Source organism: Streptomyces sp. NPDC055287 (assembly GCF_053646035.1).
Genome location: NZ_JBSHNE010000004.1, coordinates 105,735 through 130,376, shown reverse-complemented (window position 1 = coordinate 130,376; position 24,642 = coordinate 105,735). Strand labels below are relative to the sequence as shown.

Annotated in this window: 24 protein-coding genes; 12 read left to right on the top strand and 12 right to left on the bottom strand. The window is 71.1% G+C overall.

The genetic code is table 11. The annotated features are described in order from the left end of the window. Positions 1 to 10: 10 nt before the first annotated feature. A complete protein-coding gene (locus tag ACWIHY_RS08610) occupies positions 11 to 1,486 on the bottom strand; it encodes an APC family permease (protein ID WP_454374898.1) in 1,476 nt (491 codons plus the stop codon). A gap of 100 nt (positions 1,487 to 1,586) precedes the next feature. Between ACWIHY_RS08610 and ACWIHY_RS08605 the strand changes: the two genes are divergently transcribed. Next, complete coding sequence (locus tag ACWIHY_RS08605; RefSeq protein WP_454374897.1) at positions 1,587 to 2,360, top strand: TetR/AcrR family transcriptional regulator; 774 nt, start codon at positions 1,587 to 1,589, stop codon at positions 2,358 to 2,360. A 96-nt stretch (positions 2,361 to 2,456) separates the two neighbouring features. Here ACWIHY_RS08605 and ACWIHY_RS08600 read toward each other — a convergent pair whose 3' ends face one another. The 3 genes from ACWIHY_RS08600 to ACWIHY_RS08590 form a co-directional block, all read right to left on the bottom strand. Then, a complete protein-coding gene (locus tag ACWIHY_RS08600) occupies positions 2,457 to 3,917 on the bottom strand; it encodes an amino acid permease (protein WP_454374896.1) in 1,461 nt (486 codons plus the stop codon). Next, on the bottom strand, positions 3,914 to 4,651 hold the full coding sequence (locus ACWIHY_RS08595; RefSeq protein ID WP_454374895.1) for a FadR/GntR family transcriptional regulator: 738 nt from the start codon (positions 4,649 to 4,651) through the stop codon (positions 3,914 to 3,916). The genes ACWIHY_RS08600 and ACWIHY_RS08595 overlap by 4 nt, the downstream gene beginning before the upstream one ends. Before the next feature lie 99 nt (positions 4,652 to 4,750). After that, complete coding sequence (locus tag ACWIHY_RS08590) at positions 4,751 to 5,452, bottom strand: FadR/GntR family transcriptional regulator (protein ID WP_454374894.1); 702 nt, start codon at positions 5,450 to 5,452, stop codon at positions 4,751 to 4,753. 136 nt (positions 5,453 to 5,588) lie between these two features. Between ACWIHY_RS08590 and ACWIHY_RS08585 the strand changes: the two genes are divergently transcribed. Beyond that, positions 5,589 to 6,113 carry a gluconokinase gene (locus tag ACWIHY_RS08585; RefSeq protein WP_454374893.1) on the top strand — a complete coding sequence of 175 codons (525 nt, stop codon included), beginning with the start codon at positions 5,589 to 5,591 and terminating at the stop codon, positions 6,111 to 6,113. Positions 6,114 to 6,119: 6 nt separating this feature from the next. Next, complete coding sequence (locus ACWIHY_RS08580) at positions 6,120 to 7,532, top strand: GntP family permease (RefSeq protein ID WP_454374892.1); 1,413 nt, start codon at positions 6,120 to 6,122, stop codon at positions 7,530 to 7,532. Here ACWIHY_RS08580 and ACWIHY_RS08575 read toward each other — a convergent pair. The 4 genes from ACWIHY_RS08575 to ACWIHY_RS08560 form a co-directional block, all read right to left on the bottom strand. Then, positions 7,518 to 8,165 carry a cytochrome b/b6 domain-containing protein gene (locus ACWIHY_RS08575; protein WP_454374891.1) on the bottom strand — a complete coding sequence of 216 codons (648 nt, stop codon included), beginning with the start codon at positions 8,163 to 8,165 and terminating at the stop codon, positions 7,518 to 7,520. The two genes, ACWIHY_RS08580 and ACWIHY_RS08575, sit on opposite strands and share 15 nt — an antisense overlap. After that, positions 8,149 to 8,814: a molybdopterin-dependent oxidoreductase gene (locus ACWIHY_RS08570; protein WP_454375123.1), complete on the bottom strand. Its 666-nt coding sequence runs from the start codon at positions 8,812 to 8,814 to the stop codon at positions 8,149 to 8,151. Before ACWIHY_RS08570 ends, ACWIHY_RS08575 begins: the two co-directional genes overlap by 17 nt. Positions 8,815 to 8,967: 153 nt before the next feature. Then, positions 8,968 to 10,518 carry an APC family permease gene (locus ACWIHY_RS08565; protein ID WP_454375122.1) on the bottom strand — a complete coding sequence of 517 codons (1,551 nt, stop codon included), beginning with the start codon at positions 10,516 to 10,518 and terminating at the stop codon, positions 8,968 to 8,970. Between the two features lie 65 nt (positions 10,519 to 10,583). Then, positions 10,584 to 11,534 carry a hypothetical protein gene (locus ACWIHY_RS08560; protein ID WP_454374890.1) on the bottom strand — a complete coding sequence of 317 codons (951 nt, stop codon included), beginning with the start codon at positions 11,532 to 11,534 and terminating at the stop codon, positions 10,584 to 10,586. Between the two features lie 234 nt (positions 11,535 to 11,768). Here ACWIHY_RS08560 and ACWIHY_RS08555 point away from each other — a divergent pair, with 234 nt between their 5' ends. After that, positions 11,769 to 12,209 carry an ASCH domain-containing protein gene (locus ACWIHY_RS08555; protein WP_454374889.1) on the top strand — a complete coding sequence of 147 codons (441 nt, stop codon included), beginning with the start codon at positions 11,769 to 11,771 and terminating at the stop codon, positions 12,207 to 12,209. Positions 12,210 to 12,231: 22 nt separating this feature from the next. On the opposite strand, the gene ACWIHY_RS08550 is transcribed toward ACWIHY_RS08555, so the two are convergent. Beyond that, on the bottom strand, positions 12,232 to 13,887 hold the full coding sequence (locus ACWIHY_RS08550; RefSeq protein WP_454374888.1) for an FAD-binding dehydrogenase: 1,656 nt from the start codon (positions 13,885 to 13,887) through the stop codon (positions 12,232 to 12,234). 121 nt (positions 13,888 to 14,008) lie between these two features. On the opposite strand from ACWIHY_RS08550, the gene ACWIHY_RS08545 reads away from it, so the two are divergent. The 7 genes from ACWIHY_RS08545 to ACWIHY_RS08515 all read left to right on the top strand — a co-directional run bounded on the left by ACWIHY_RS08545 (position 14,009) and on the right by ACWIHY_RS08515 (position 19,906). Continuing rightward, a complete protein-coding gene (locus tag ACWIHY_RS08545) occupies positions 14,009 to 14,554 on the top strand; it encodes an NUDIX domain-containing protein (RefSeq protein WP_454375121.1) in 546 nt (181 codons plus the stop codon). A gap of 789 nt (positions 14,555 to 15,343) precedes the next feature. Next, a complete protein-coding gene (locus ACWIHY_RS08540; RefSeq protein ID WP_454374887.1) occupies positions 15,344 to 15,742 on the top strand; it encodes a YidH family protein in 399 nt (132 codons plus the stop codon). Beyond that, on the top strand, positions 15,739 to 16,068 hold the full coding sequence (locus ACWIHY_RS08535) for a DUF202 domain-containing protein (protein ID WP_454374886.1): 330 nt from the start codon (positions 15,739 to 15,741) through the stop codon (positions 16,066 to 16,068). The genes ACWIHY_RS08540 and ACWIHY_RS08535 overlap by 4 nt, the downstream gene beginning before the upstream one ends. Before the next feature lie 175 nt (positions 16,069 to 16,243). Further along, positions 16,244 to 16,540, top strand: a complete 297-nt coding sequence (locus ACWIHY_RS08530) for a hypothetical protein (protein WP_454374885.1) — start codon at positions 16,244 to 16,246, stop codon at positions 16,538 to 16,540. 105 nt (positions 16,541 to 16,645) lie between these two features. Next, positions 16,646 to 17,557: an MBL fold metallo-hydrolase gene (locus tag ACWIHY_RS08525; RefSeq protein WP_454374884.1), complete on the top strand. Its 912-nt coding sequence runs from the start codon at positions 16,646 to 16,648 to the stop codon at positions 17,555 to 17,557. Positions 17,558 to 17,659: 102 nt separating this feature from the next. Next, positions 17,660 to 18,685 carry a phosphotransferase family protein gene (locus ACWIHY_RS08520; RefSeq protein WP_454374883.1) on the top strand — a complete coding sequence of 342 codons (1,026 nt, stop codon included), beginning with the start codon at positions 17,660 to 17,662 and terminating at the stop codon, positions 18,683 to 18,685. 6 nt (positions 18,686 to 18,691) lie between these two features. Continuing rightward, positions 18,692 to 19,906, top strand: a complete 1,215-nt coding sequence (locus ACWIHY_RS08515) for an acyl-CoA dehydrogenase family protein (protein ID WP_454374882.1) — start codon at positions 18,692 to 18,694, stop codon at positions 19,904 to 19,906. A 99-nt stretch (positions 19,907 to 20,005) separates the two neighbouring features. Here ACWIHY_RS08515 and ACWIHY_RS08510 read toward each other — a convergent pair whose 3' ends face one another. Genes ACWIHY_RS08510 through ACWIHY_RS08500 form a run of 3 tightly spaced genes read right to left on the bottom strand, consistent with a single transcriptional unit; the run spans position 20,006 to position 23,107 of the window. Next, entirely contained in the window at positions 20,006 to 20,599 is a 594-nt protein-coding gene (locus tag ACWIHY_RS08510) for a TetR/AcrR family transcriptional regulator (protein ID WP_454374881.1), read from the bottom strand. Positions 20,600 to 20,639: 40 nt separating this feature from the next. Continuing rightward, positions 20,640 to 22,346, bottom strand: coding sequence for a class I adenylate-forming enzyme family protein (locus tag ACWIHY_RS08505; protein WP_454374880.1), 1,707 nt, complete (start codon positions 22,344 to 22,346; stop codon positions 20,640 to 20,642). Then, positions 22,343 to 23,107, bottom strand: a complete 765-nt coding sequence (locus ACWIHY_RS08500; protein WP_454374879.1) for an SDR family oxidoreductase — start codon at positions 23,105 to 23,107, stop codon at positions 22,343 to 22,345. The genes ACWIHY_RS08505 and ACWIHY_RS08500 overlap by 4 nt, the downstream gene beginning before the upstream one ends. A 171-nt stretch (positions 23,108 to 23,278) precedes the next feature. Here ACWIHY_RS08500 and ACWIHY_RS08495 point away from each other — a divergent pair, with 171 nt between their 5' ends. Continuing rightward, positions 23,279 to 24,532, top strand: coding sequence for an exo-beta-N-acetylmuramidase NamZ family protein (locus ACWIHY_RS08495; RefSeq protein WP_454374878.1), 1,254 nt, complete (start codon positions 23,279 to 23,281; stop codon positions 24,530 to 24,532). Positions 24,533 to 24,642: the final 110 nt, after the last annotated feature.

The following is a 24,642-nucleotide window of genomic DNA, read 5'->3' as shown; positions in this document are numbered from 1 at the left end:
GGGTGGAAGGTCACACGGTCAGGGGGACCGCGTCGGGGTCGGTGCCGCGTCCGGTGACGAAGTACGGGGATTTGCGGACCCACTTCGCCCAGGCCGCCGCGACGACTCCGCTGAGCAGCATCACGGCGGGGCACGCCAGCATGAACCAGCCGTTGTCCGGGCTGATTTCGAAGTGGTCGGCCGAGGTGTAGAAGGTCCAGCAGAGGTAGCCGCCGAGGGCGAGCAGGACGGCCGCGCTGAGCACCGGCACCACGACGACGCGCGGTGTCGAGCGGAAGCGCGCGGCGGCGGCGAGCGCGGTGAGGGCGTAGTAGAGGGAGACGACGACGCCGATCGCGTTGACCGAGGCGAGGATCAGGTCGCCGATCTTCGGGAGGACGAGGGAGAGGAACGCGACGGCCGCCGCGACGCAGCCGATGGCGACCGTGCCCGCCGCCGGGGTTCCGTAACGGGGGCTGATCCTCGACCAGAGCGGACCCATCGTACGGTCGCGGCTCATCGCGAACATGCCGCGGACGGTGGGGATCACGCCGGCCTGCAGAGAGGCGACGGCGGAGAAGGTGAGCGCGATCAGCGGGAGCGCGGCGAGCGGCTGGTCGGCGAGGCGGTCGCCGAAGAAGGTGAGGCCCTGGGCGCCGTTGCCGGCCAGTTCGTCCTGGGACAGGACGCGCTGGAACGCGAAGGAGCCGAGCAGGAAGAGGCCGAGCATGGTGAAGAGCGTGATCAGTCCGGCTCTGGAGGCGTCCTGCGGGTCGCGGACCTCCTCGTTCACGCTGAACGAGGACTCGAAGCCCCAGTAACAGAAGACCGAGAGCAGGAGCCCCTGGGCGAGCGCCTGGCCGGAGGGGATGGTGAAGGGGTTCAGCCAGTCGAGGCTGAAGGGGTGCGGGCCGACGACGAGTCCGTAACCGCAGAAGGCGAGCAGGACGGCGTACTCGAAGACGAGCAGGTACTTCTGCAGTTTCGCGGCCGCGCGCAGGCCGGTGACGGCGGTGAAGGTGACGGCGATCAGGACCAGGATGCCGAGCGCGGTGGACTGGGCGGTGGAGTCGGGGTCCAGGGTGAGCCCGGCGACGCCGCGTATGCCCGTCTCGCGGACGAGCTGGAGGAGGGCGGAGCCGGTGACGGCGGTCGTGTAGGAGAGGAAGACGACCGTGGCGACGAGGCCGATCCAGCCGACGAGGAAGCCGAGCCAGGGGCTGAGGGAGCGCCCCACCCAGACGTAGCCGCTGCCCATGTTGGGCTCGGACCTGTTGAGCCGCGTGTAGGCGCTCGCGATGCCGAGGACCGGCAGGAAGGCCAGCAGCATGATGATCGGCAGGTGCAGGCCGACGACGCCCGCCGTGACGCCCAGGCCGATGCCGATGCTGGTGGTGGCGGCGGTGCTGGAGGCGGCGATGGCGAAACCGTCCATGACGCCGAGGGTCCTGGTGAGCGTGCCGGGCGCGGGCGGGTCGCTGCCGTACGGGGTCTTCGATGGCGTCATCGCCAGCTCCTTCACCGGGGGGCCACGACGGCCCCGATGGCGGCACATCGAACTCCGCCGGGGCTTCACACGTCAACGGCGTTGTCGTAACGTGCGCGGCATGAGTGAGCGAGTGGTGCCGGAGGAGGGGCGGCGGCGCAGGCGCCCCACCAAGCAGGGCACGGTCCTGTCCGAGGAGCTGATCGTCGGTACGGCGCTGCGGCTGATCCACGAGCACGGCGCGGCGGCGCTCACCGTGCGGCGGCTGGGGGCTGCGCTGGGGGCGGACCCGAGCGCGCTCTACCGGTACTTCCGGGACACCGACGATCTGCTGCTCGCGGTCGCCGACGAGCTGATCGGCCGTACGCTGCGGCGGTTCCGGCCGACGGGCGAGTGGCGGGCGGACCTGCGGACGCTGGGTCTGATGATGCACGCCGACTACCAGGCGCATCCACAGGCGGCGATGCTGACCTGCGCACGGGTGACCGGGCGGGAGAACGAGACGCGGTCGGTGGAGACGATCCTGGGCGTCCTGCGCGGGGCGGGATTCCCCGATCCCGAGGCGGTACGGGTCTATCACGCCTTCGTCGACCAGACGCTGGCGTTCGCGGCGCTGGACGCGTCCACGCTCGCGCTGCCGGCGGCCGCCCGGGAGTCGGAGGCGCGGGCCTGGCAGGAAACGTACGCGCGACTGCCCGCCGACAGCCATCCGAACATCGCCGCGACCGCGCCGGTGCTGGTGGCGGAGATGCGCCGCAGTGGATATCCGGCGGCTCTGGAGATGGTGCTGGCGGCGGCGGAGGCCCGGCTGGGGGCGGTGCTTTCCGGCGCCCCGCCCGTTCCCGGACGTGGGGCTCCGGCCCGGGTCCCGGTCCGCACACGACGGACGGACTGAAATGCGCCGGGGCGGTACGGCGATGCGGCCGGTGCGACTCCTTTCGGGTCGCACCGGCCGCATCACATCGAAACTCGGCCCGGCCGGGCCGCCGCGCTAGGCGCCCTCGCGCTCCAGCGCCAGCGCGGCCACGCGCCTGCGGACCACGAACCAGCCGCCGACCAGAGCCGCCGCGATCAGCGGGAGGCACGTCACGGTCGTACGGCCCACGCCGCCGCCCCACCACATCAGGACAACCACGGAAGCGAGGAAGGCCAGCGTGACGAGCTGCGTGTACGGGGCCCACGGCAGCCGGTACGCGGGGCGGGTGACCCGGCCGTCCTTCGAGCGGTGCCAGAAGAGCAGCGAACAGAGCATGATCATGCCCCAGGTGCCCAGGATGCCGATCGACGCGAAGTTCAGGACGATCTCGAAGGCCTCGCCGGGCATGACGTAGTTCAGGCCGACGCCCAGGACACCGAAGCCGGCGGTGAGCAGGATGCCGCCGTACGGAACCTGGCCCTTGTTCATGCGGCCCGTGAACTTGGGCGCGGAGCCCGACAGCGCCATCGAGCGCAGGATGCGGCCGGTGGAGTACAGGCCCGAGTTCAGGCTGGAGAGGGCCGCCGTCAGCACCACGAGGTTCATGACGTCCGCCGCGCCGGGCACGCCGAGCTTGTTCATGACGGTGACGAAGGGGCTCTCGTCGCCGGAGTACGCCGTGTACGGCAGCAGCAGCGCGAGCAGGATGACGGAGCCGACGTAGAAGACGCCGACGCGCCACATGATCGAGTTGATCGCCTTCGGCATGATCTTCTCGGGGTTCTTGGTCTCACCGGCGGCGACGCCGCACAGCTCGACCGACGCGTAGGCGAAGACGACACCCTGGATGACCAGCAGCATCGGCAGCATGCCGACCGGGAAGAGGCCGCCGCCGTCGCTGATGGTGGAGAAGCCGGGGGTGTGGCCGTCGAGCTGATGCTGGGTGGCGACCAGGTAGATGCCGATGGCCATGAAGACGACCAGCGCGGCGACCTTGACGATCGCGAACCAGAACTCCATCTCGCCGAAGTACTTCACCGAGATCAGGTTCGCGGTGAGGACGACGGCGAGGGCGATCAGCGCGAGCACCCACTGCGGTACGTCGCTGAACATGGCCCAGAAGTGGGCGTAGGTCGCGGCCGCTGTGATGTCGGCCACCGCCGTCGTCGACCAGTTGAGGAAGTACAGCCAGCCGGCGGCGAAGGCGCCCTTCTCCCCCATGAATTCACGGGCGTACGACACGAACGCGCCGGAGGAGGGCCGGTAGAGGACCAGCTCGCCGAGCGCCCGGACGACGAAGAAGGCGAAGACGCCGCAGACCGCGTAGGCGATGGCGAGGGACGGGCCCGCGCCCGCCATGCGGCCGCCGGCGCCCAGGAACAGGCCGGTGCCTATCGCTCCGCCGATGGCGATCATGTTGATGTGGCGGGACTTCAGGTCCTTGCTGTAACCCTCGTCACCCGCGTCGACATGTGGGGATGTCGACACGGGATCGGCGGGACCGGCGGGGGCCGCAGACAGGGTGCGGTCACTCATGCTGTTTCTTCGCCTTCATTTGGGGGGTGCTGTGCGGTACCGGGCCGCACGATCGTGTTGAGGGTGATCTCGACGTGTTCGAGGTGCGCGGCCATGGCCCGCACCGCCGCTCCTTCGGAGCCGCCGACGATCGCCTCGACGAGCGCCCGGTGCTCGAGGTCCGACTGGCGTCGTCGGTCCCCGAGTTGGTTCAGGAAGGTGGACTGGCGGGCAAGGGCGTCCCTGATCTCTTCGATGATCTTGTGGAAGACAGGGTTGCCCGACGCCTGTGCGACAGAGATGTGGAAGAGCGTGTCCAGCGCCACCCAGGCGGTGGGGTCGGGCTCATGCTCCATTTTCCCGATCAGGTGCGTCAGCAGGTCGACGTCGTCCCGCGTTCGCCGCGTAGCAGCGTAACCCGCCACGGGGATCTCGACGTGCCGTCGCACTTCGAGCAGGTCGCGGGCGGAGTACGACCCGAAGATCGGGTTCTGGTCGGGGCCGCTGGCCGCGACATACGTGCCCTTGCCGGCCCGGGACACCGTGAGGCCGAGCGCCTGGAGCGCGCGCAGGGCCTCCCGTACGACGGAGCGGCTGACCTCGAAGCGCTTTCCGAGCTCGGCCTCCGTGGGGAGCTTCTCGCCGATCGCGAGTTCACCCCGCTCTATGGCGTCCCGGAGGTGGGTGAGGACGGCTTCCATCGCGCTGATGCGCCGGGGTGCGCCGCCACCTGTCCGGCTGTCTGACAAGACCATGCGGAGAATGCTCGGAGGTCGGACATGCAAGCGTCAAGAGTGTTCAGAGAGTTGATTTAAGGCAAACGAAAGGATAATGGGGCGGACATTACGGACACTTCAGGGGGCGAGCACGTCGAGCTCCTGGAGCGCTCCGACGGCGATCTCGCGGGTCAGCCGCTCCGCCCGCGCGGCGTCGCCTTCCCTTACGGCTTCGGCGACTTGGACATGCAGCGTGACGGCCGCGGGGTCCGGATCCTCGAACATCACCTGGTGCCTGGTGCGTCCGCTGAGGACCTCGGCCACCACGTCGCCGAGGCGGGCGAACATCTCGTTGCCTGATGCACGCAGTACGACGCGATGGAACGCGATGTCGTGCACGAGGTACGCGTCGAGCTGTCGGCCGCGCGAGGTCGCGACCATTCCGAGCGCCTCCTGGGTGAGCGCCGCGCACTGCTCCGGGGTCGCGAACTGCGCGGCGAGTCCGGCCGCCACCGGCTCCACGGCGGAGCGCAGTACGGTGAGCGAGCGCAGCTGACGGGGACGGTCGGCGCCGGCCAAGCGCCACCGGATCACCTGCGGGTCGTAGACATTCCATTCCTCGGTGGGGCGTACGGTCACGCCCACCCGGCGGCGGGACTCCACGAGGTGCATCGACTCCAGGACCCGGACCGCCTCGCGGATCACCGTGCGCGAGACGTCGAAGCGCTGGGCGAGCTCGTCCGTGCGCAGCACGCTGCCGGGCGGATACTCACCGGCCGTGATCGCGGGACCGAGGCTCTCCAGCAGCTGGGCGTGCAGTCCCCGGGCCTGGTTGGTCATGGGGATCAGCCTACGGGGCGACACCCGGGAGGAATAAGTACGACGTTTATGTCACAGCCTCTTGAATACGTCGTACCTAATGGGTTTCAGTAGCGCGACGGACCGATGTCGATGAAGACAGCGAGGCACTCCACTCATGAACAGCCCCCACGTCGTCGTGGTGATGGGCGTGGCAGGGACCGGCAAGACCACCGTCGGTCCCCTGCTCGCCGCCCGGCTCGGCGTCCCGTACGCCGAGGGTGACGACTTCCACCCCCCGGCCAACATCGCCAAGATGTCGGCCGGAACCCCGCTGGACGACGCGGACCGGTGGCCCTGGCTCGACGCGATCGGCGCGTGGGCACACGGCCGGGCCGGGCTGGGCGGGGTGGTGAGCAGCTCCGCGCTCAAGCGGGTCTACCGCGACCGGCTGCGCGCGGCCGCCCCCGGCGCCGTGTTCCTGCACCTCACGGGCGACCGGGAGCTGATCGAGGAGCGGATGCGGGAGCGCAAGGGGCACTTCATGCCGACCGCGCTGCTGGATTCGCAGTACGCCGCCCTGCAGCCGCTCCAGGAGGACGAGGCGGGCGTGTCCGTGGACGTCTCGGGGTCTCCGGAAGGCATCACCGAACGAGCCGTCGCGGCCCTGCGCCGGTTCGACAGCCAAGACTTCAGAAAGTAGAGAGCCGTGACCAGTCTCAGCGTCGAGACGCTGGCAGCGGGCGTCGTCGAGCCGATCACCTCGGCGGGCAACGGCCAGTTGGGGATAGCCGTCCTCGCCGGCATTGCCGTCATCGTCCTGCTCATCACGAAGTTCAAGCTCCACGCGTTCCTGGCGCTGACCATCGGGTCGCTGGCCCTCGGAGCGTTGGCGGGCGCCCCACTCGACCAGGCCATCACCAGCTTCTCCACGGGGCTGGGCAACACGGTCGCGGGCGTCGGCGTCCTGATCGCGCTCGGCGCGATCCTCGGCAAGCTGCTCGCCGACTCGGGCGGCGCCGACCAGATCGTCGACACGATCCTGGCGAAGGCGAGCGGCCGTGCGATGCCGTGGGCGATGGTGCTGATCGCCAGCATCATCGGTCTGCCGCTCTTCTTCGAGGTCGGCATCGTGCTGCTGATCCCGGTGGTGCTGCTCGTCGCCAAGCGTGGCAATTACTCCCTGATGCGGATCGGTATCCCGGCGCTGGCCGGGCTGTCCGTGATGCACGGGCTGATCCCGCCGCACCCCGGCCCGCTGGTGGCGATCGACGCGATCGACGCCAACCTTGGCCTCACGCTGGGGCTCGGTGTGCTGGTCGCGATCCCGACCGTGATCATCGCGGGGCCGGTCTTCTCGAAGTACGCCGCCCGCTGGGTCGACATCCCGGCGCCCGAGCGGATGCTGGGTTCCCTTGCGGGGGCGCAGCGTCCGTCCGAGGAGCTGGAGCGCCGTCCCGGCTTCGGCGCGACGGTGGCCACCGTCATGCTGCCGGTCGTTCTGATGCTGGCCAAGGCGCTTGTGGACATCGTCGTCGACGACCCCGAGAACGCCGTTCAGAGGGTCACGGACGTCATCGGTTCGCCGCTGATCGCGCTGCTCGCCGCCGTGCTGGTGGGACTCTTCACGCTGGGGCGCGCCGCCGGGTTCACCAAGGAGCGTCTCTCCTCGACCGTCGAGAAGTCGTTCGCACCGATCGCGGGCGTGCTGATGATCGTCGGCGCGGGCGGCGGCTTCAAGCAGACACTCATCGACGTGGGCGTCGGCCAGATGATCCTGGACTTCTCCAAGGACTGGGCGATCCCGACGCTCCTGCTGGCCTGGCTGATCGCCGTGGCCATCCGGCTCGCGACGGGCTCGGCGACCGTGGCCACCATCTCGGCGGCCGGTCTGGTCGCCCCGCTCGCGGCCGACATGTCGGCGTCGCACGCGGCGCTGCTGGTACTCGCGGTGGGCGCGGGCTCGCTGTTCTTCAGCCACGTCAACGACGCCGGGTTCTGGCTGGTGAAGGAGTACTTCGGCATGGACGTCGGCCAGACGATCAAGACCTGGTCGGTGATGGAGACGATCATCTCGGTGGTCTCGCTGGGCTTCGTCCTGCTGTTGTCACTCGTCCTCTAGGTCCGGGCGGCCCTTCAACTCCCGCGCCCACAGCGGGTGTTCCAGCTCCGCCCACTCACGGTCGACGGTCCCGGTGCGCATGCCGCGCCGGGACTCCGGCCGCATCAGGGCCATCCCGATGTGCCCGGCGATCACGATGCCCATGGTGAGGGCGAGCCAGTCGTGGACGAAGGTGGCGCTCGTACGCCAGACGAGCGGGGCCAGGTCGGTGAACCACATCAGCAGCCCGGTGCCGAGCATCACCAGCACCGCGCCCGCGATCCAGCCCGCGTAGAGCTTCTGGCCCGCGTTGAACTTGCCCGCGGGGCGCGACGCGTGGCTCATGTCCCGGCGCAGCGCGGCCCGCAGCCACTGCCGGTCGTGCGGCCCGAACCGGTTCAGCCTGCCCAGGTCGGAGCGGAAGGCGCGGGAGGCCAGGCCGAGCAGGAAGGGCGCCGGGATCAGCAGTCCGGACCACTCGTGCACGGTGACGACCAGATGGCGCCGGCCGACGAGTTCGGCGAGCTGGGGTACGTACAGGCAGGCCGCGGTCGCGATGCACAGCAGGGTCAGGCCGGCCGTGGTCCGGTGCACCCAGCGCTCGGAGCGGGTGAAGCGCCGGAGGCGGCCGGGTGGTTCAGACCGTAGGAGCATCGTCGCGTCCGTTCGACCGGCCGACCCACGCGTCGACGTCATAGCCGCGCTCCTCCCAGTACCCGGGCCGCACCTCGGACGTGAGGGTGATGCCGGAGAGCCATTTCGCCGACTTGTAGAAGTACATGGGCGCGACGTACAGCCGCACCGGGCCGCCGTGCGCGTGGCTGAGCGGCTTGTCCTGCATGCGCAGGGCGACCAGCACGTCTTTGCGGCCGGCCTGCTGGAGGGTGAGGCTCTCGCTGTACGTACCGTCGAAACAGGTGAAGCGGATCGCCCTGGCCTCCGGCCGCACCCCCGCGGCGGCCAGCAGCCGGGACAGCCGTACGCCCTCGAAGGGGGTGTCCGGGACGCGCCATCCGGTCACGCACTGGACGTCGCGGACGATGCGCGTCTGCTGCATCGCGCGCAGGTCGTCGAGGGTGTACGTGGCGGGCCGGTCGACGAGCCCGTCGATCTTCAGCCGGTAGTTCCCGGAGCCCTTGTGCGGCACGGAGGAGGCGACGGAGTAGTAGCGGAAGCCGCCGCCGTTGGGGAGGAGGCCGGTCAGGCCCGTGGGGTCCTTGTCGGCGGCGGAGCCGAGCAGGGACTCGAGCCCCTTCTGGAGGTACGGCGCGGAGGCGAGGCCCGCGGCGCCGAGGCCCAGCATGCCGAGAACGAGCCGGCGGCCGACGGGTGCGCCGCCGCTGTCCGGGCCGGCCGGTGGTTGAGGAGTCACAGAACAATTCGAACACCCGCGGCCGCCGAGGGCCAGCGACCACGGGTGTCCGTCAGACTTCCGTCAGACTTCGGCCGGTCCTCGTCAGACCTCCGTGGCCTGCTTCTCCAGTTGGAAGGCCTCGTTGCCCAGGCCGATCCGGGCGTGCACCTCGGGCTTCGCCGAGCGCAGGACCGCGCCGTACACCAGGCCGCCGACGAGCGTGACGCCGATGATGCCGGGCAGGATCCAGCTCAGGGCGGAGCCGGGGCCCGCGCCCACGAGCACGTCGAAGTCCCTCACGGTGTAGAAGGCGATGACCAGCAGCGTCACCGCGGCGATGCCCGAGGCCACGAGGCGTCCCGCCTGCGCGCGGCCGGCTCCGCGGCGTACGAAGAAGGCGATGACGGCGAACGACGCGGCGGCCATCAGCAGGATGACTCCGAGCGCGCCGACGTTGCCCATCCAGGTGAAGAGGTGCAGCACGGGCACGGTCGGGTCGCCGGCCGGCTTGTCGTCGGTGACCGCGAAGGCGAGGACGACAGCCAGGGAGACACCGGACTGGAGCAGCGAGCCGGCGGCGGGGGCGCCGCTCGTCCTGTTCGTACGGCCGAAGGAGGCCGGCAGCAGGCCCTCGCGGCCCATGGCGAAGGCGTACCGCGCGACGACGTTGTGGAAGCTGAGCAGAGCCGCGAACATTCCGGTCACGAAGAGGATGTGCAGCACGTCGGTGAAGGTGGAGCCGAGGCGGCTCTCGGTGAGGGTGAAGAGGAGTCCGGGCCCCTGCTCCCCCGCCACCTCGACGATCCGGCCGGGCCCCGTTGCGACGCTGAGCGCCCAGGCGCTGAGGGCCAGGAACAGCGCGGCGTAGCCGACGGCGAGGAACATCACGCGCGATACGACGATCTGCGGGCGGCTGGTCTCCTCGGCGTACACCGGGGCCTGCTCGAAGCCGACGAAGGCGGCGATGCAGAAGCAGAGCGCGGTGCCGAGTCCGGCGCCGGTGAGGGTCTCCGGGTTGAACGCCTGGAGGGACAGGCCCTCCTTGGCAGGGTCGGCGATCGCGGCCACATCGAAGATCACGACGAGTGCGCACTCGACGACCAGCAGGACGCCGAGCACCTTGGCGTTGAGGTCGATCTTGAGCCAGCCGAGCGCCCCGACGACCAGCACGGCGACGAGGGCGGGGATCCACCAGGCGAGGGTGATGTCGAGGTAGGTGGCGAAGATCCCGGAGATCTCGAAGCCGAGGATGCCGTAGATGCCGACCTGCATGGCGCTGTACGCGACGAGCGCGACGAGCGACGCTCCGGCGCCGGCGGTGGGGCCGAGGCCCCGGGCTATGTACGCGTAGAAGGCGCCGGCGTTGTGGACGTGCCGGCTCATCTCGGCGTATCCGACGCTGAACAGCATCAGGACCACGCCGAGGATGACGAAGAGGAGTGGCTGGCCGACGATGCCCATCACGCCGTATGTGGTGGGCATGACACCTGCGACGACCATGAGGGGGGCGCTCGCGGCCAGTACGGACAGCAGGAGTCCCGTCGTGCCGAGGCGGCCGGCTCGCAGCGCCCGCTCCTGCCCCTTGTACGTACGGATCTCGTCGGCGCTGGTGTCTCTGCTTCTCTCGCTCGTGCTCGAACTGCCCGTCGACATGGCGGGGTTGTCCCTTCGCTTCGGTGAGGTGACGCTGTCCTTGGCTCTGGCTGTGACGTGCTGAGTCATGCGATCCCGAGCGCGGCGCCGCGCGCGGCGCGAAAGGCCCGGTGCGGGTCCCGGTCGGGGTACGACCACGGGGCTTCGGTGGCGTGCGGGCCGATGCGGTTGAGGAGGGCGGCGGCCTCGGCGGGTCTGCCCTCGCAGAGCTTCGCGTGGGCCAGGTAGTTGAGGTCGATGTGCCGGCGCGGGTGTCCCTCGTGCTCCCACTCCAGCCACCAGTCGAACGCCGCCTTCATCACCTGGCGGGCGCGGCGGCCCGTCCAGTGGCCGGAGGCCCCGGGGTCCTTCGGCGCTTGGCCCGCGAGAGCCAGTGCCCGGTAGCGCTCGGCGTGGGCCACCACGGGGAGTACGGCGAGCGGGGAGTCGGCGGGGGCCTGTTCGGCGGCCCAGGCGGCGAAGTCGTACACCTCGTGGAGCGGGTCGCTGCCCGTGTCCGGCCGGCGTTCGGCGAGACGGGCGGCCATCAGGTGGTGGGCGTGGTGGTGCTCGGGGTGGCGCAGCCGGACCTGGTCGAAGAGCTGGGTGACCTCCTCCTCCGTACCGAGGGAACGGGCGAGCAGCAGCAGGCCGAGCCACGGGGTCGGGTCGGCCGGGGAGCACTCGGCGGCGCGGCGGCAGGCCTCACGCGCGCGGCCCTCGGGCTCCTTGCCGCGCAGCGCGCCGAGGACGTTGGCGCAGGCGATCAGGGTGACGGCGTCGGCGCTCTCGGGTTCGGCGAGGAGCCAGTCGCCGGCCCAGGCGGCGGCGCCGTTGGCCTGGGCGAGCACGACGAGACGGTGGCCGCGGCGGTCCCAGTCGTCGCCGGTCGCGGCGAGCAGGGAACGAGCCCTGGTCCAGCGGCCCTGGGCCAGCTGGCCGCGTACGGTGACGAGTTCGGCGTCGTCGAGCGCGGCGTCGAACGAGGGGTCGGTACGGCGACGCGAGCGGCCGAGGGGTGGCGGAGGTGGGGGCATCCGCGGGTCCTCCACGGCGCAGTGTGCGAGCGTTTGATCACGCACAGCAAAGCGGTAGGGGGTACTCCACGTCAAGGGCGGTCTACACCAACTTTGCGCCGACTTGCGGTAGTTGAACGGGCACCGACGTCCTGGGCCCGATTTCCTCCTGACCTCGTATCTCCAGGGCCCGATTCCTCCTGCTCCCGTCACTCCAGGACCCGATTCCTCCAGCGCGGGCCTAGTCTTGCCCCCATGCCTGAACACTCTTCGCTGCCTCCGTGCCTGCTGGCCTTTCCCGGGCCGCTGCGGGACCGACTGGTCTCCGCCGTGCTGTCCGGCGAGAAGGTCTCGACCACCGGTCTGCTCGCCGAGTACGAGGCCGAACGGGAGGAGCTGCCGCCGGTAGGCGAACGGTCCGCGGTGATCGACTCGGACGGCCGGGAGGTGGCGGTGATCGAGCTGACCGAGGTGCGGGTGCTGGCGCTCGGCGAGGTGGACCTCCGGCACGCACTGGACGAGGGCGAGGGTTACACCTCGGTGGCCCAATGGCGTGCGGGACACGAGAGGTTCTGGCACAGCGAGGAGATGCGGGAGGCCCTGGGCGACCCCGAGTTCACGGTCGACGACACGACGATGATCGTCGCGGAACGCTTCCGGGTGGTCGAGCGGCTGGACGGCGCGGCGGCCGTGTAGCCGGCCGCTCCCCCGCCAACGTCTACGCCACCGCCCTCGCCGCCGCGCGGCCCGCCGTGCGGCCGGAGAAGAGGCAGCCTCCCAGGAAGGTGCCTTCGAGCGAGCGGTAGCCGTGGACACCGCCGCCGCCGAACCCCGCCGCCTCCCCCGCCGCGTACACGCCCGGCAGCACGCCGCCGCCCCCCGTGAGTACGCGCGACGACAGATCGGTCTCCAGACCGCCGAGCGATTTCCGGGTGAGGATGTGCAGGCGTACGGCGATGAGCGGACCCGCCTTGGGGTCGAGGATGCGGTGCGGCGTGGCCGTACGGATCAGCTTGTCGCCCAGGTAGTTGCGCGCGCCCCGGATCGCCATGACCTGGAGATCCTTGGTGAAGGTGTTGGTGATCTCCCGGTCCCGCGCGGTGATTTCGCGCCGCAGCCGCGCCTCGTCGATCAGCGGCTCCTTGGTGAGCGCGTTCATGCCCCGCACCAGTGACGCCAGGTCCTTCTCCACGACGAAGTCCGCGCCCTTGTCCATGAACGCCCTGACGGGGCCGGGGACATCGGCCCGCGCGCGGCCGATGACGTCACGGACGGACTTGCCCGTCAGGTCCGGGTTCTGTTCGGAGCCCGAGAGGGCGAACTCCTTGCCGATGATCTTCTGGTCGAGGACGAACCAGGTGTAGTCGTACCCCGTCCTCATGATGTGGTCGAGCGTGCCCAGCGTGTCGAAGCCGGGGAACAGCGGCACCGGCAGCCGGTTGCCGCGGGCGTCGAACCACAAGGACGAGGGGCCGGGCAGGATGCGGATGCCGTGCTTGGCCCAGATGGGGTTCCAGTTCTGGATGCCCTCCGTGTAGTGCCACATCCGGTCGCGGTTGATCATGCGGCCGCCCGCCGCCTCGGTGACGCCCAGCATCAGACCGTCGACGTGCGCGGGTACGCCGGAGAGCATCGAGGCCGGCGGGGTGCCCAGCCGTTCGGGCCAGTTGGCGCGTACGAGATCGTGGTTGCCGCCGATGCCGCCCGAGGTGACGATCACCGCCTGGGCCCTGTACTCGAAGGCCCCCGTCACGTCGCGGCTGCTGGCGGCCCCGCGCTCGGCGGCCGAGGGCTCCAGGATCTCGCCGGTGACGGTGTCCACGGAGCCTGCGCTGCGTGTGAGGCCGGTGACGCGGTGGCGGAACCTCAGCTGGACCAGGCCACGCGCCACGCCGTCGCGTACGCGGCGCTCGAAGGGTGCGACGATGCCGGGGCCCGTGCCCCAGGTGATGTGGAAGCGGGGTACGGAGTTGCCGTGCCCGGTGGCGTCGTAACCGCCGCGTTCGGCCCATCCCACGACGGGGAAGAAGCGCACACCCTGCCCGTGCAGCCACGCCCGCTTCTCGCCGGCCGCGAAGTCGACGTACGCCTCGGCCCACTTGCGCGGCCAGTGGTCCTCCTCGCGGTCGAAGCCCGCAGCGCCGTGCCAGTCCTGGAGTGCCAGCTCGCGGCTGTCCTTGATCCGCATGCGGCGCTGCTCGGGCGAGTCGACGAAGAAGAGGCCGCCGAAGGACCAGTGCGCCTGACCGCCGATGGACTGCTCGGGTTCCTGGTCGAGCAGGATCACCTTGCGGCCCGCGTCGACGAGTTCCGCCGTGGCCGCCAGGCCCGCGAGGCCCGCCCCGATCACGATCACGTCAGCGTCGTACGCCATGGTTTCCGTCCTTGCCGGGGCGAGTAGGCCGAGAAGTTACTCGTGCGTCAGATCTTCGGCAGAGGCGGGCGGGGCGTCAACCGGTTCGCGGCAGTGGGGTTGGATGGGCGGTATGACTCCGGTGACTCCTGCTGACGAGATTCTGGACATCGTCGACGAGAACGACGAGGTGGTCGGACAGGCCCCGCGCGGTGTGGTGTACGCACGCGGCCTGCGTCACCGCTGCGTCTTCGTCCTGGCGCGGGACGGTGGGGGGCGGTACTTCGTGCACCGCAGGACGCCGGTGAAGCTCGTCTTCCCCTCGATGTACGACATGTTCGTCGGCGGGGTCGTCGGCGCGGGCGAGTCGTACGACGAGGCGGCGCTGCGCGAGGCGGAGGAGGAGCTGGGGGTCCGCGGACTGCCCGCGCCGGTCCCCCTGTTCAAGTTCCTGTACGAGAGCGGCGACGGGGTGGGGGCCTGGTGGTCCTGCGTCTACGAGGTGCGGTGCGACCTGCCGGTGAATCCGCAGGCGGAGGAGGTCGCCTGGCACGGCTTCCTGACCCGCGCGGAGCTGGAGCGGCGGCTCGGCGAAGGCGGGTGGCAGTGGGTGCCGGACGGTCTCGCCGCGTGGGAACGGCTGCGCGCGTTGCCGGGCCCGGGGGCCCCGGATTCCCGCCCGGCCTGATCACGTCCTCCGGGACTCGCCGCCAGGGCGTCCGCCAAGGCCTGCGCCTGCGCTTCGGTGATGCCCTGGGCGAGCGGGACCGCGCGGGGGCTGTACGGCTCGTCGCAGACGGCGAGGGGGCTCGCGTCCGTGACGTACCAGCGCGCGCCGTCGCCGAAGAAGCTCGCGTCCAGCAGGTGCGCGGCGGTCTCCCGCGCCCGGCCCGCAGGTGTGCCGCAGCAGGTCAGCGCCTTCTCGACCACGCCCACCGCCTCGTCGGGCGTGTCCGCGTCGCCCAGGACCGGCAACAGGAGCAGCAGGCGCTGCGACGGGTCGTCGAGGCCCTCGCCGCCGTCCGCCGGGGAAGCGGCGATGGCCGTCAGCTCGGTCCAGGACAGGCCGGGGCCGGCGTCGTGTCCGTCGAACTTGCCGAGGTGACCGAGCCGCCCCCAGTCGGGGTGGTGGACGAAGAAGTCGATGCCGTTGTCCTCGGGGAAGTTGCGGTAGACGGCGACGGCCGTGTGGCCACCGCCGAAGGGCACCCGGAGGACCGGCCACGGCCGCTCCTCGTCCCCGAGCCGGCCCAGCACGGCGTCGAAGTCGGCGGTGTCCGTGCCGAAGCGCTCCGTCAGCTCGTCCGGGTCCCCCGCCGTGACCCACAGATGCGCGAGCCAGAACGCCGGGTCCTCGGCCAGCTTTTCGGCCGCGACCAGCTCGTGCTCCGTCTCGTACAGCGGGAAACGCACGACGTCGTCCATGCACCGCAGCGTAGAGGCGGCCACTGACAACGGGCCCGGTAGGGTGCGGCGGGTGACCGAGTTTGTACGGAGTCTGCGGCTCTGGTTCGCGCCGCAGCGCATCCGGGAAGAGGGCGACACCCCCGACTACCGCTTCTCGCTGGCCAATGAGCGCACCTTCCTGGCCTGGATCCGTACGGCGCTGGCTCTCATCGGCGGCGGTTTCGCGGTCGACCAGTTCCTGCCGGAACTGGCGTACGGCGTCCGCGCGGGCATGGCGCTCGGACTGCTGGCCGCCGGTGTGCTGTGCGCACTGCGGGCGGTCAACCACTGGGTGCGCTGCGAGCAGGCCATGCGGCGCGGCGACGACCTTCCCGTCACCCGGTTCCCGACGGTCCTGAGCCTCGTGGTCGCGGTGGTCGCTGTCGCCATGGTGGTGGTCGTCCTCTTCGGCTGGGAGGGCAGCAGTTGAGCGGCCCGGCCGCGCCCGTCCCCGACCGCGACCCCGGTCTGCAGCCGGAGCGGACCAGGCTCGCCTGGCGCAGGACCACGCTGGCCTGCACGGTGGTGGCCGTACTGGCGGCGAGGCAGGCGGTCCAGGACGAGGCCGGCGTGGCCGCGGTGGTCGCCACCGCGCTGTGCGTGCTTGTCTGGCTGGGCTTCCTGCGGGTCGCCCACCACCGCATCCGGGCCGTCGGCAGCACGGCCACGCCGGCGCCGATGTCGGTGCGGGCCGCACTGACGGCGACGGCCTGCACGATCGCCCTGGCCGGGTTCGCGGTGGCGATCGTCGTCTGAACCGGCCGGGCCCGGGGCGGAGCCTCGTGGAGCCGATCCGGGCGCCGGGCAGGTGGCCGGTGGAGCACAGGGGCGAATTCGTCGCGGCGCAGGGCTGGGAGACGGATGAAGCGGGCGTCCAGGACTAGCCTGGAAGTACCACAAAGTATCCGTAATCGCACCAGAGGTGAACGCAATGGCCACCCTGCACCAGGAGCACCCCACCCACGAGCACATGCACGGCCCGGCCTGCGGGCACGCCGCGGTGCCGCACGGCGACCACACCGACTACGCGCACAACGGGCACATGCACCGCGAGCACTCCGGGCACTGGGACGAGTGCGAATCCACGGATCACCACACGCACCACGCTCACCCCCATGAGCACGGCCAGGACTGTGGGCACAGCGCCGTCACGCACGGCGATCACCTCGACTACGTCCACGACGGCCACCGCCACGCCGCACACGACGGCCACTGGGACGATCACTGAGCGCAGGCCCCGGACCCGGGCCTCCCTTCCCCCGGACGGGCGCCAACTGGCAGGCTCTCCCCAGCCGGTTCAGCCAGTGACCCGGCCCGACCCGGGGGAATCCCAGTGCCCGCCACGGACCCGTACCTCGTTCAGCTCGCGCCCGGAGTGCACGCGTACATCCAGCCGGACGGCGGGTGGTGCCTGAACAACGCCGGATTCGTCAGCGACGGCGCCTCGACCCTGCTCGTCGACACCGCGGCCACCGCGCGCCGGGCGCAGGCGCTGCGCGAAGCGCTCCTCGCGACCGGCGCGCCGCTCCCCCGTACCGTCGTCAACACCCACCACCACGGCGACCACACCTACGGCAACAGCGTCTTCACCCCGGAGGCGACCGTCGTCGGGCACGACACCTGCCGCGCCGAAGTCCTGGCGGTCGGGCTCCAGCTGCACCTGGTGTGGCCGCAGAACGACTTCGGTGACATCACCGTCACCGCGCCCGCTCTCACCTACAGCGAGCGGCTCACCGTCCACGCGGGCGGGACCGAGGTACGGCTGATCCACCCGGGCGTCGCGCACACCACCGGCGATTCGATCGTCCACCTGCCGGAGTACGGGATCGTCTTCACCGGCGATCTGGTCTTCCAGGGCGGCACGCCCTTCGTGGCGATGGGGTCCCTGAGCGGGTCGCTGCGCGCGCTCGACGTGCTCCGCTCACTCGGCGCGGACACCGTCGTGCCGGGCCACGGCCCGGTCACCGGTCCGTCGGCGTACGACGCGACCGAGCGGTATCTGCGGTACGTCGCCGAGCTGGCCGAGGCCGGGCACGCCAAGGGCCGTACGCCGCTGGAGACGGCGCGGGAGGCCGGTCCCGGCGCCTTCGCCGGGCTGCGCGAAAGCGAGCGCCTGGTCGCCAACCTGCACCGGGCCTACGCCGAGCTGGACGGCCTGCCGGAGGGATCGCCGCTCGATCCGGTGCTCGTCTTCGGCGACATGGCGGCCATGAACGGCGGGAAGCCGGTCGCCTGCCACGCGTGATCCGCGTCTCGGGGTACGTCGGCGCACTGGACGGCATACCGACTGGTCGGCATGATGAGTCGCGACGTCCTGTCCGCCGTGTCCGCCCCCGGAGGTACCCCCATGAGCGCAGTCCACCCGCCAGGTCTCGATCCCGAGCAGCTGCGCGGTCATCTCGACCGCGAGCGGCCGGGGCTGGTGCGCGGACCGCTCAGCGCCCGGCTCATCGAGGGCGGCCGCTCGAATCTGACGTACGCCGTCACGGACGGCACGGCGCGGTGGGTGGTGCGACGGCCGCCGCTCGGCCATGTGCTGGCGACGGCGCACGACATGAAGCGCGAGTTCCGCGTGATCAGCGCGCTGCACCCGACGGATGTGCCGGTGCCCGCGCCGGTACTGCTGTGCGAGGACGAGTCGGTCATCGGGTCGCCGTTCTACGTCATGGAGTTCGTGGAGGGCGTTCCGTACCGTACGGCCGACGAGCTCGCCGCGCTGGGCGCCGAGCGCACCCGCGCCGCCGTACTCGGCCTGGTCGACACGCTCGTCGCCCTGCACGCCGTGGACCCCGCAGCGGTCGGCCTGGGCGACTTCGGCCGCCCCGAGGGCTTCCTCGACCGGCAGCTGCGCCGCTGGGGCAAGCAGCTCGACGCGTCGCGCAACCGTGAGCTCCCGGGCATCGACGAGCTGCACGCGGCGCTCGGGCGCTCGCTGCCCGACTCCCCCGCGCCCACCGTCGTACACGGCGACTACCGGCTCGACAATGTCCTGATCGGCGGCGCCGACGACCGGATCAATGCCATCCTCGACTGGGAGATGTCGACCCTCGGCGACCCGCTCACCGACCTCGGGCTGCTCGTGATGTACAGCTCCGAGCTGGGGCTGCCCGACTCCCCGGTCTCCACGACGGCCGGCGCCCCGGGCCACCCCTCGGCGCGCGAGATCGTCGAGCGCTACGCAACCGGGTCCGGCCGGGACACCTCGGCGATCGCCTGGTACACGGCGTTCGCGTGGTTCAAGCTCGCCGTGATCCTCGAGGGCATCCACTACCGCTACACGCTCGGGCAGACCGTCGGCGCCGGCTTCGACCGGATCGGCGACCTCGTGCCCGTCTTCATCGAGCACGGCCTGACCACCCTTCAGGAAGGCTGAGACACCATGGATTTCGCATACGACGCACGGACCGAAGAGCTCCGCGCCAAACTTCTCGCCTTCATGGACGACTTCGTGTATCCGGCCGAGGCCGTCGCGCACGAGCAGCGCGAGCGGCTCGCCTCGCCGTGGGACACCCCGCAGGTGGTGGAGGACCTCAAGACGGTGGCGCGTCGGCAGGGCCTGTGGAACCTCTTCCTTCCGGACGCGGAGTACGGCGCCGGGCTGACCAACCTCCAGTACGCGCCGCTCGCCGAGATCACCGGCCGCAGCCCCCATCTCGCGCCCACCGCGCTGAACTGCGCCGCGCCGGACACGGGAAACATGGAGCTGCTGGCGCAGTTCGCCACCGACGACCAGAAGAAGCAATGGCTGGAGCCGCTGCTCTCGGGCGAGATCCGGTCGGCGTTCGCGATGACGGAGCCGGAGGTCGCCTCGTCGGACGCGACCAACATCGAGACCCGTATCGTGCGGGACGGTGACGAGTACGTCGTCACCGGACGCAAGTGGTACATCTCCGGGGCGATGAACCCGGACTGCAAGATCTTCATCGTCATGGGCAAGACCGATCCGGACGGCGCGGACATCCGCCGCCAGCAGTCCATGATCCTGGTGCCGCGGGACACGCCGGGCGTCGAGGTCCGTCGTGCGATGCAGGTGTACGGGTACGAGGACCACTCGCACGGCGGCCACGCCGAGATCGTCTTCGACGGCGCGCGGGTACCGGCGTCCGCCCTGGTCGGCGAGGAGGGCAGCGGCTTCGCCATCGCCCAGGCCCGCCTCGGCCCGGGCCGGATCCACCACTGCATGCGGCTGATCGGCATGGCCGAGCGGGCCATCGAGCTCATGTGCCGCCGGGCGGTGTCGCGCGAAGCCTTCGGCAAGCCGCTGGCCCAGCAGGGTGTCGTGCACAACTGGATCGCGGACGCGCGGGTGGCGGTCGAGCAGCTGCGGCTGCTCGTGCTCAAGACGGCGTGGCTGATGGACACGGTGGGCAATCGCGGGGCGCACACCGAGATTCAGGCCATCAAGATCGCCACGCCGCGGGCGGTCGTCGACATCATCGACAAGGCGGTGCAGCTGCACGGCGCGGGCGGCGTCAGCCAGGACTTCCCGCTGGCGGAGCTGTGGGCGGGGGCGCGGACGCTGAAGCTGGCGGACGGGCCGGACGAGGTGCACCAGCGGTCGCTGGCGCGGCGGGAGCTGAAGAAGTACGTGTAGGGGTGCGGGCGGGGGCGGGACGGTACGCCTGCGGGCGTCTTCCCGCCCCCGCCCGGTCCCGCGCCCGGCGTCGGACGCGGGACCGCAGACCCACCGCCCCTACGGCCGCAGCGCGCGCAGCAGCAGATCCGCCAGATGCTCCGCCACCTGCTGCGGCGTGAGCGGGCCGTCCGGGCGGTACCACGTCGACAGGTGGTGGACCGACCCGAAGTGGTAGTCCACCACCAGGTCGGCCGGCGTCGCGGTCGAGAACACGCCCGCCTGCTGGCCCTCTTCCACCAGCGCGCGGAACCGCTCGTGATACCGCCGCCGCTCCGCCCGCACCTGCTTGTCCTTCTCCGGGCTCAGATGGTGCATGGACCGGAAGAAGATCGACGCGTCGTCGAGATTGTCGATGGTCGTCACGACCACATCCGCCGCCGCGTCCCGCAGCCGCTGCTCCACCGGCGCGTCCGCGTCCGCGAACGCGTCGAGCCGCTCCTGCTGGAGCCGCAGGACACGGGCGTACACCTCGTGCAGCAGGTCGTCCTTGGAGCCGAAGTAGTGGTAGAGCGCGCCCTTGGTGACGCCGGCCGCCTCGACGATCTCCTGCACCGACGTGCGGTCGTAGCCCCGCTCGGCGAACAGGCGGGTGGCGGCGGCCAGCAGCCTCTGGGGGACGGGGATGCCGCTTCCGTCCGTCGTCCTGGCCATTGCCGCCACCTGCCTTTCGTCGAAACAACCGGTTGGGAGTTCAGGAACGGGAACGCAGTTCCCGCCTGAGGATCTTCCCACTCGTCGTCTTGGGAAGTTCCGGCAGGATCTCCACTTCGCGCGGATACTTGTACGCCGCCAGCCGTTCCTCGCAGTACGCCGAGATGTCCGCCGGCGCGACCTCGGCCCCGGGGCGCAGGCTGACGTACGCCTTGACACTCTCGCCCCGGTACGCGTCGGGGATGCCGACGACGGCGGCCTCGCGCACCGCCGGGTGGGTGTAGAGGACGTCCTCGACCTCGCGCGGCCACACCTTGAAGCCCGACGCGTTGATCATGTCCTTCTTGCGGTCGACGACGTACAGCCAGCCGTCCTCGTCCATGAAGCCGATGTCGCCGGTGCGCAGTTCCCCGCCGGGGAAGGCCTCGGCGGTCGCCTCGGGTCGGCGCCAGTAGCCGGGGACGACCTGCGGGCCGCTGACGGCGATCTCGCCCTGCTCGCCGAAGGGCACGTCCGCGCCCTTCTCGTCGACGATACGCACGACGGTGTCCGGACCCGGCACGCCGACGGAGAGCGTTCCCGATGCGGGGTCGACCGGGGCCTCCTTCTCGGGCGGCACGGAGGCGCAGGGCGCGGTGCACTCGGTGAGTCCGTAGCCGTTGCGGATGTACGGGCCGAAGCCCGCACGAAACTTCTCGACCAGGGCCGGCGGCAGCGGCGCGCCGCCCGAGGAGATGACCTGGAAGGACGCGAAGTGGTCCCGTGTGACGCCGGGGGTGGCGGCGAGGGCCATGAAGGCCGTGGAGGGGCCGACGGTGTAGGCCGGGCGGTGCTCGGTGAACGCGTCGAGGACGACACCCGGGTGGAAGCGGTAGGCGAGGACGAGCGTGCCGGCGTTGGCGACGCAGGCGGCCAGTTCGCAGACCATGCCGGTGATGTGGAAGAGGGGCGCGAGAGCGAAGTACGCCGAGCCCTCGGCTATCGGATGGCCGGTGCGCTGGCGCTCGGCGTTGTGCATGATGCCGCCGTGGACGTTCATGGCGCCCTTGGGGGTGCCGCTGGTGCCCGAGGTGTAGCTGATCAGCGCCACGTCGGTGGCGGTGAGCTCCCGGTCCGCCGGAGCCGGGAGGCCCTGGCGGGCGACCGTCACCAGATCGTCCGCGTCGTCCGCCTGCGGCGTCACCCGCTCGAAGTTCAGGACCCGCGTGTCGTTCCTGCTCTGGAGGTCGAGTTCGCAGGCGGTGAGGGCGACGCGTACGGGCGAGTCCGCGGCGGTGTCGCGCAGATACGACTCCCACGCGCGGTCCGAGCAGATCAGCGCGGCCGCCTCGGCGTCCCCGAGCGCGTGCGCGACCTCGGCCGACTTGTACATCGGGTTGAGCGGTACGACGACCGCGCCGGCCTTCCAGGCGCCCAGCAGCGCGATGACGAAGTGCGGGCTGTTCTGGAGCATGACCGCGACCCGGTCGCCGTGCCGCAGCCCCTTCGCGGCCAGGTGGCCCGCGACGGAGTCCGACAGCGCGTCGGCCTCGCGGTAGGTGAGCCGGCCGTCGAAGTAGGCGAGGGCGGGGTGGTCCGGCGCGCGGGTCACCGCGTCGCCGAAGGCGTGCAGCAGGGTGGCCGGCGGGGCCATGGGGGCGCGCTGGGCGTCGCTGAGCTGGGCGAGCCAGGGCCTGTCCGCGTAGATCGACGCGGCCGCGGACTCCTTGGCCGGCCCGGTGGTGGTCTCCTTGGTCGACTCGCTCATCGGCCGGCCTCCTCCCACTTCTGCTGAAGGTGGTTCATTCCGGTCAGCCAGCGGTCGGGGTTCCCGGCGCGGGCCTGGTAGTACCCGGCGACCTCGGGGTGCGGCAGGATGAGGAAGCGGTCGGCCGCGATGCCCTCGAAGAGTGCCTCGGCGACGTCCTCCGGCTCGATGGCGGTGGGCTCCAGCACCAGCTCGCCGGCCGAACCGGCGGCGGTCAGCATGTCGGTACGGACACCCTGCGGGCAGATCGCGTGGACCTTGACCCCGCGGTGACGGTAGGTCAGTGAGAGCCACTCCGCGAAGGCCAGCGCGCCATGCTTGCTGACGCTGTACGGGGCCGCGCCGACCATGGTCAGCAGGCCGGCCGCCGAGACGGTGGAGACGAACCGGCCGCTGCCGCGCTCCAGCCAGTCGGGCAGCAGCGCCCTGGCCGCCCGGACGTGGGCCATCACGTTGACGTCCCAGGCCGCGGCCCAGACCTCCTCGTCGGCGAAGGCGTCGCCGGGCGAGGCGAGGCCCGCGTTGGCGCAGTACACGTCGACCTTGCCGCCGAGCGCCTCGCGGGCCTCGTCGACGACGGCGGACGCGTCGCCCACGACGGCGGTGGCACCGATTTCGTCGGCGATCGCCTTGATCTTCTGCGCGTCGATGTCGTTGACGACGACGCGTGCTCCCCCGGCCGCGAATCTGCGGGCGAGGGCGGCTCCGATACCGCCTCCCGCACCGGTGACGACGACTCCCGCGTCGTAGAACTGGCTCATCCTTGAGGCCCGCCTCTCCTGCCGACAACTTCGGCAGACTAACCGGTCGGTATGGAGCAGCGGAAGGGGTAGAGCGCCCTCAACCCGCCGTGCCCGGCTCGTTCCCCGCGGCCCCCGCGCGCGCTAGCGTGCGTGGCCATGACAGACGGCGTCGATCACGGAGGTACTGGGATGAGCCTGTCCAGACGCGGGTTGCTGGCCGCCACCGGGGCGGCGGGAGCCGCCGGAGCACTCGGCGCCGCGGCTCCCCCGGCCGCCGCCGGGCGCCCCGGGCAGTTCCGGGTGCGGACCGGCTTCGACCGGCTGGCCGCCGACGGTTACGCGCTCCTCGACGGGCAGAAGGTCGGCGTCGTCACCAATCCGACGGGCATCACCTCGGACGTACGCCACATCGTGGACGTCATGCACGCCGACGACCGGGTGAACCTCACCGCCGTCTTCGGCCCCGAGCACGGCTTCCGCGGGACCGCGCAGGCGGGCGGCTCGGAGGGGCGTTACGACGATCCGGCGACCGGGCTGCCCGTGTACGACACGTACCTGAAGAGCGGGCAGCCGCTCGCCGACATCTTCACGGCGTCGGGCGTGGACACCATCGTGTTCGACATCCAGGACGCGGGCGCGCGCTTCTACACGTACATCTGGACGCTGTACGACTGCATGGCGGCCGCGGTGCTCGCGGGCAAGCGGTTCGTGGTGCTCGACCGGCCGAATCCGGTGACCGGGCGGGCCGCCCTCGGTCCCGTGCTGGACAAGGCGTTCGCGACGTTCGTGGGGCGCGAGCCGATCGCGCAGGCCCACGGGATGACGGTCTGCGAGCTGGCGCGGCTCTTCAACGGCGAGTTCCTGAAGCGGCCGGTGGTACTGGAGACGGTGAAGATGTCGGGCTGGCGGCGCGGCGACTTCTTCGACAGGACGGGCCTGCCGTGGGTGCCGCCGAGCCCCAACATGCCGACACCCGACACGGCACTGGTGTACTCCGGCACCTGTCTCTTCGAGGGCACCAACCTGTCGGAGGGGCGGGGCACGACCCGGCCCTTCGAACTGCTGGGCGCGGAGGGCGTCGACCGCGCGTGGGCGGAGGCCGCGAACGCCACCGGGCTGGCCGGGGTGCGCTTCCGGGAGGCGTACTTCGCGCCGACGTTCTCCAAGTTCCAGGGGAAGACCATCGGCGGCGTACAGCTGCATGTGCACGACCGGGCCGCGTACGACCCGGTGCGCACCGGCATCGCGCTGCTCATCACGGCGAAGAAGAGCTGGAGCGGCTTCGCGTGGCGGGCCGACAACTGGATCGACAAGCTGACGGGCAATACGCGGGTCCGCACGATGATCGACGCGGGGGCGGGGACCGACGAGGTGGTGGGCGCCTGGCGCTCCGACCTCGCGGCGTTCGGCTCCGTACGCCGGGAGTATCTGCTGTACCGGTGACACCGGGACGTGGGCGGGGGACCGGGCGGACCCCCTGGCGCGGGCCGAGGGGTGGGAGCCGGGATGCGGGCACCCCCCCGCACGAACTGGCGTAGGAGCTCGACCCCAGG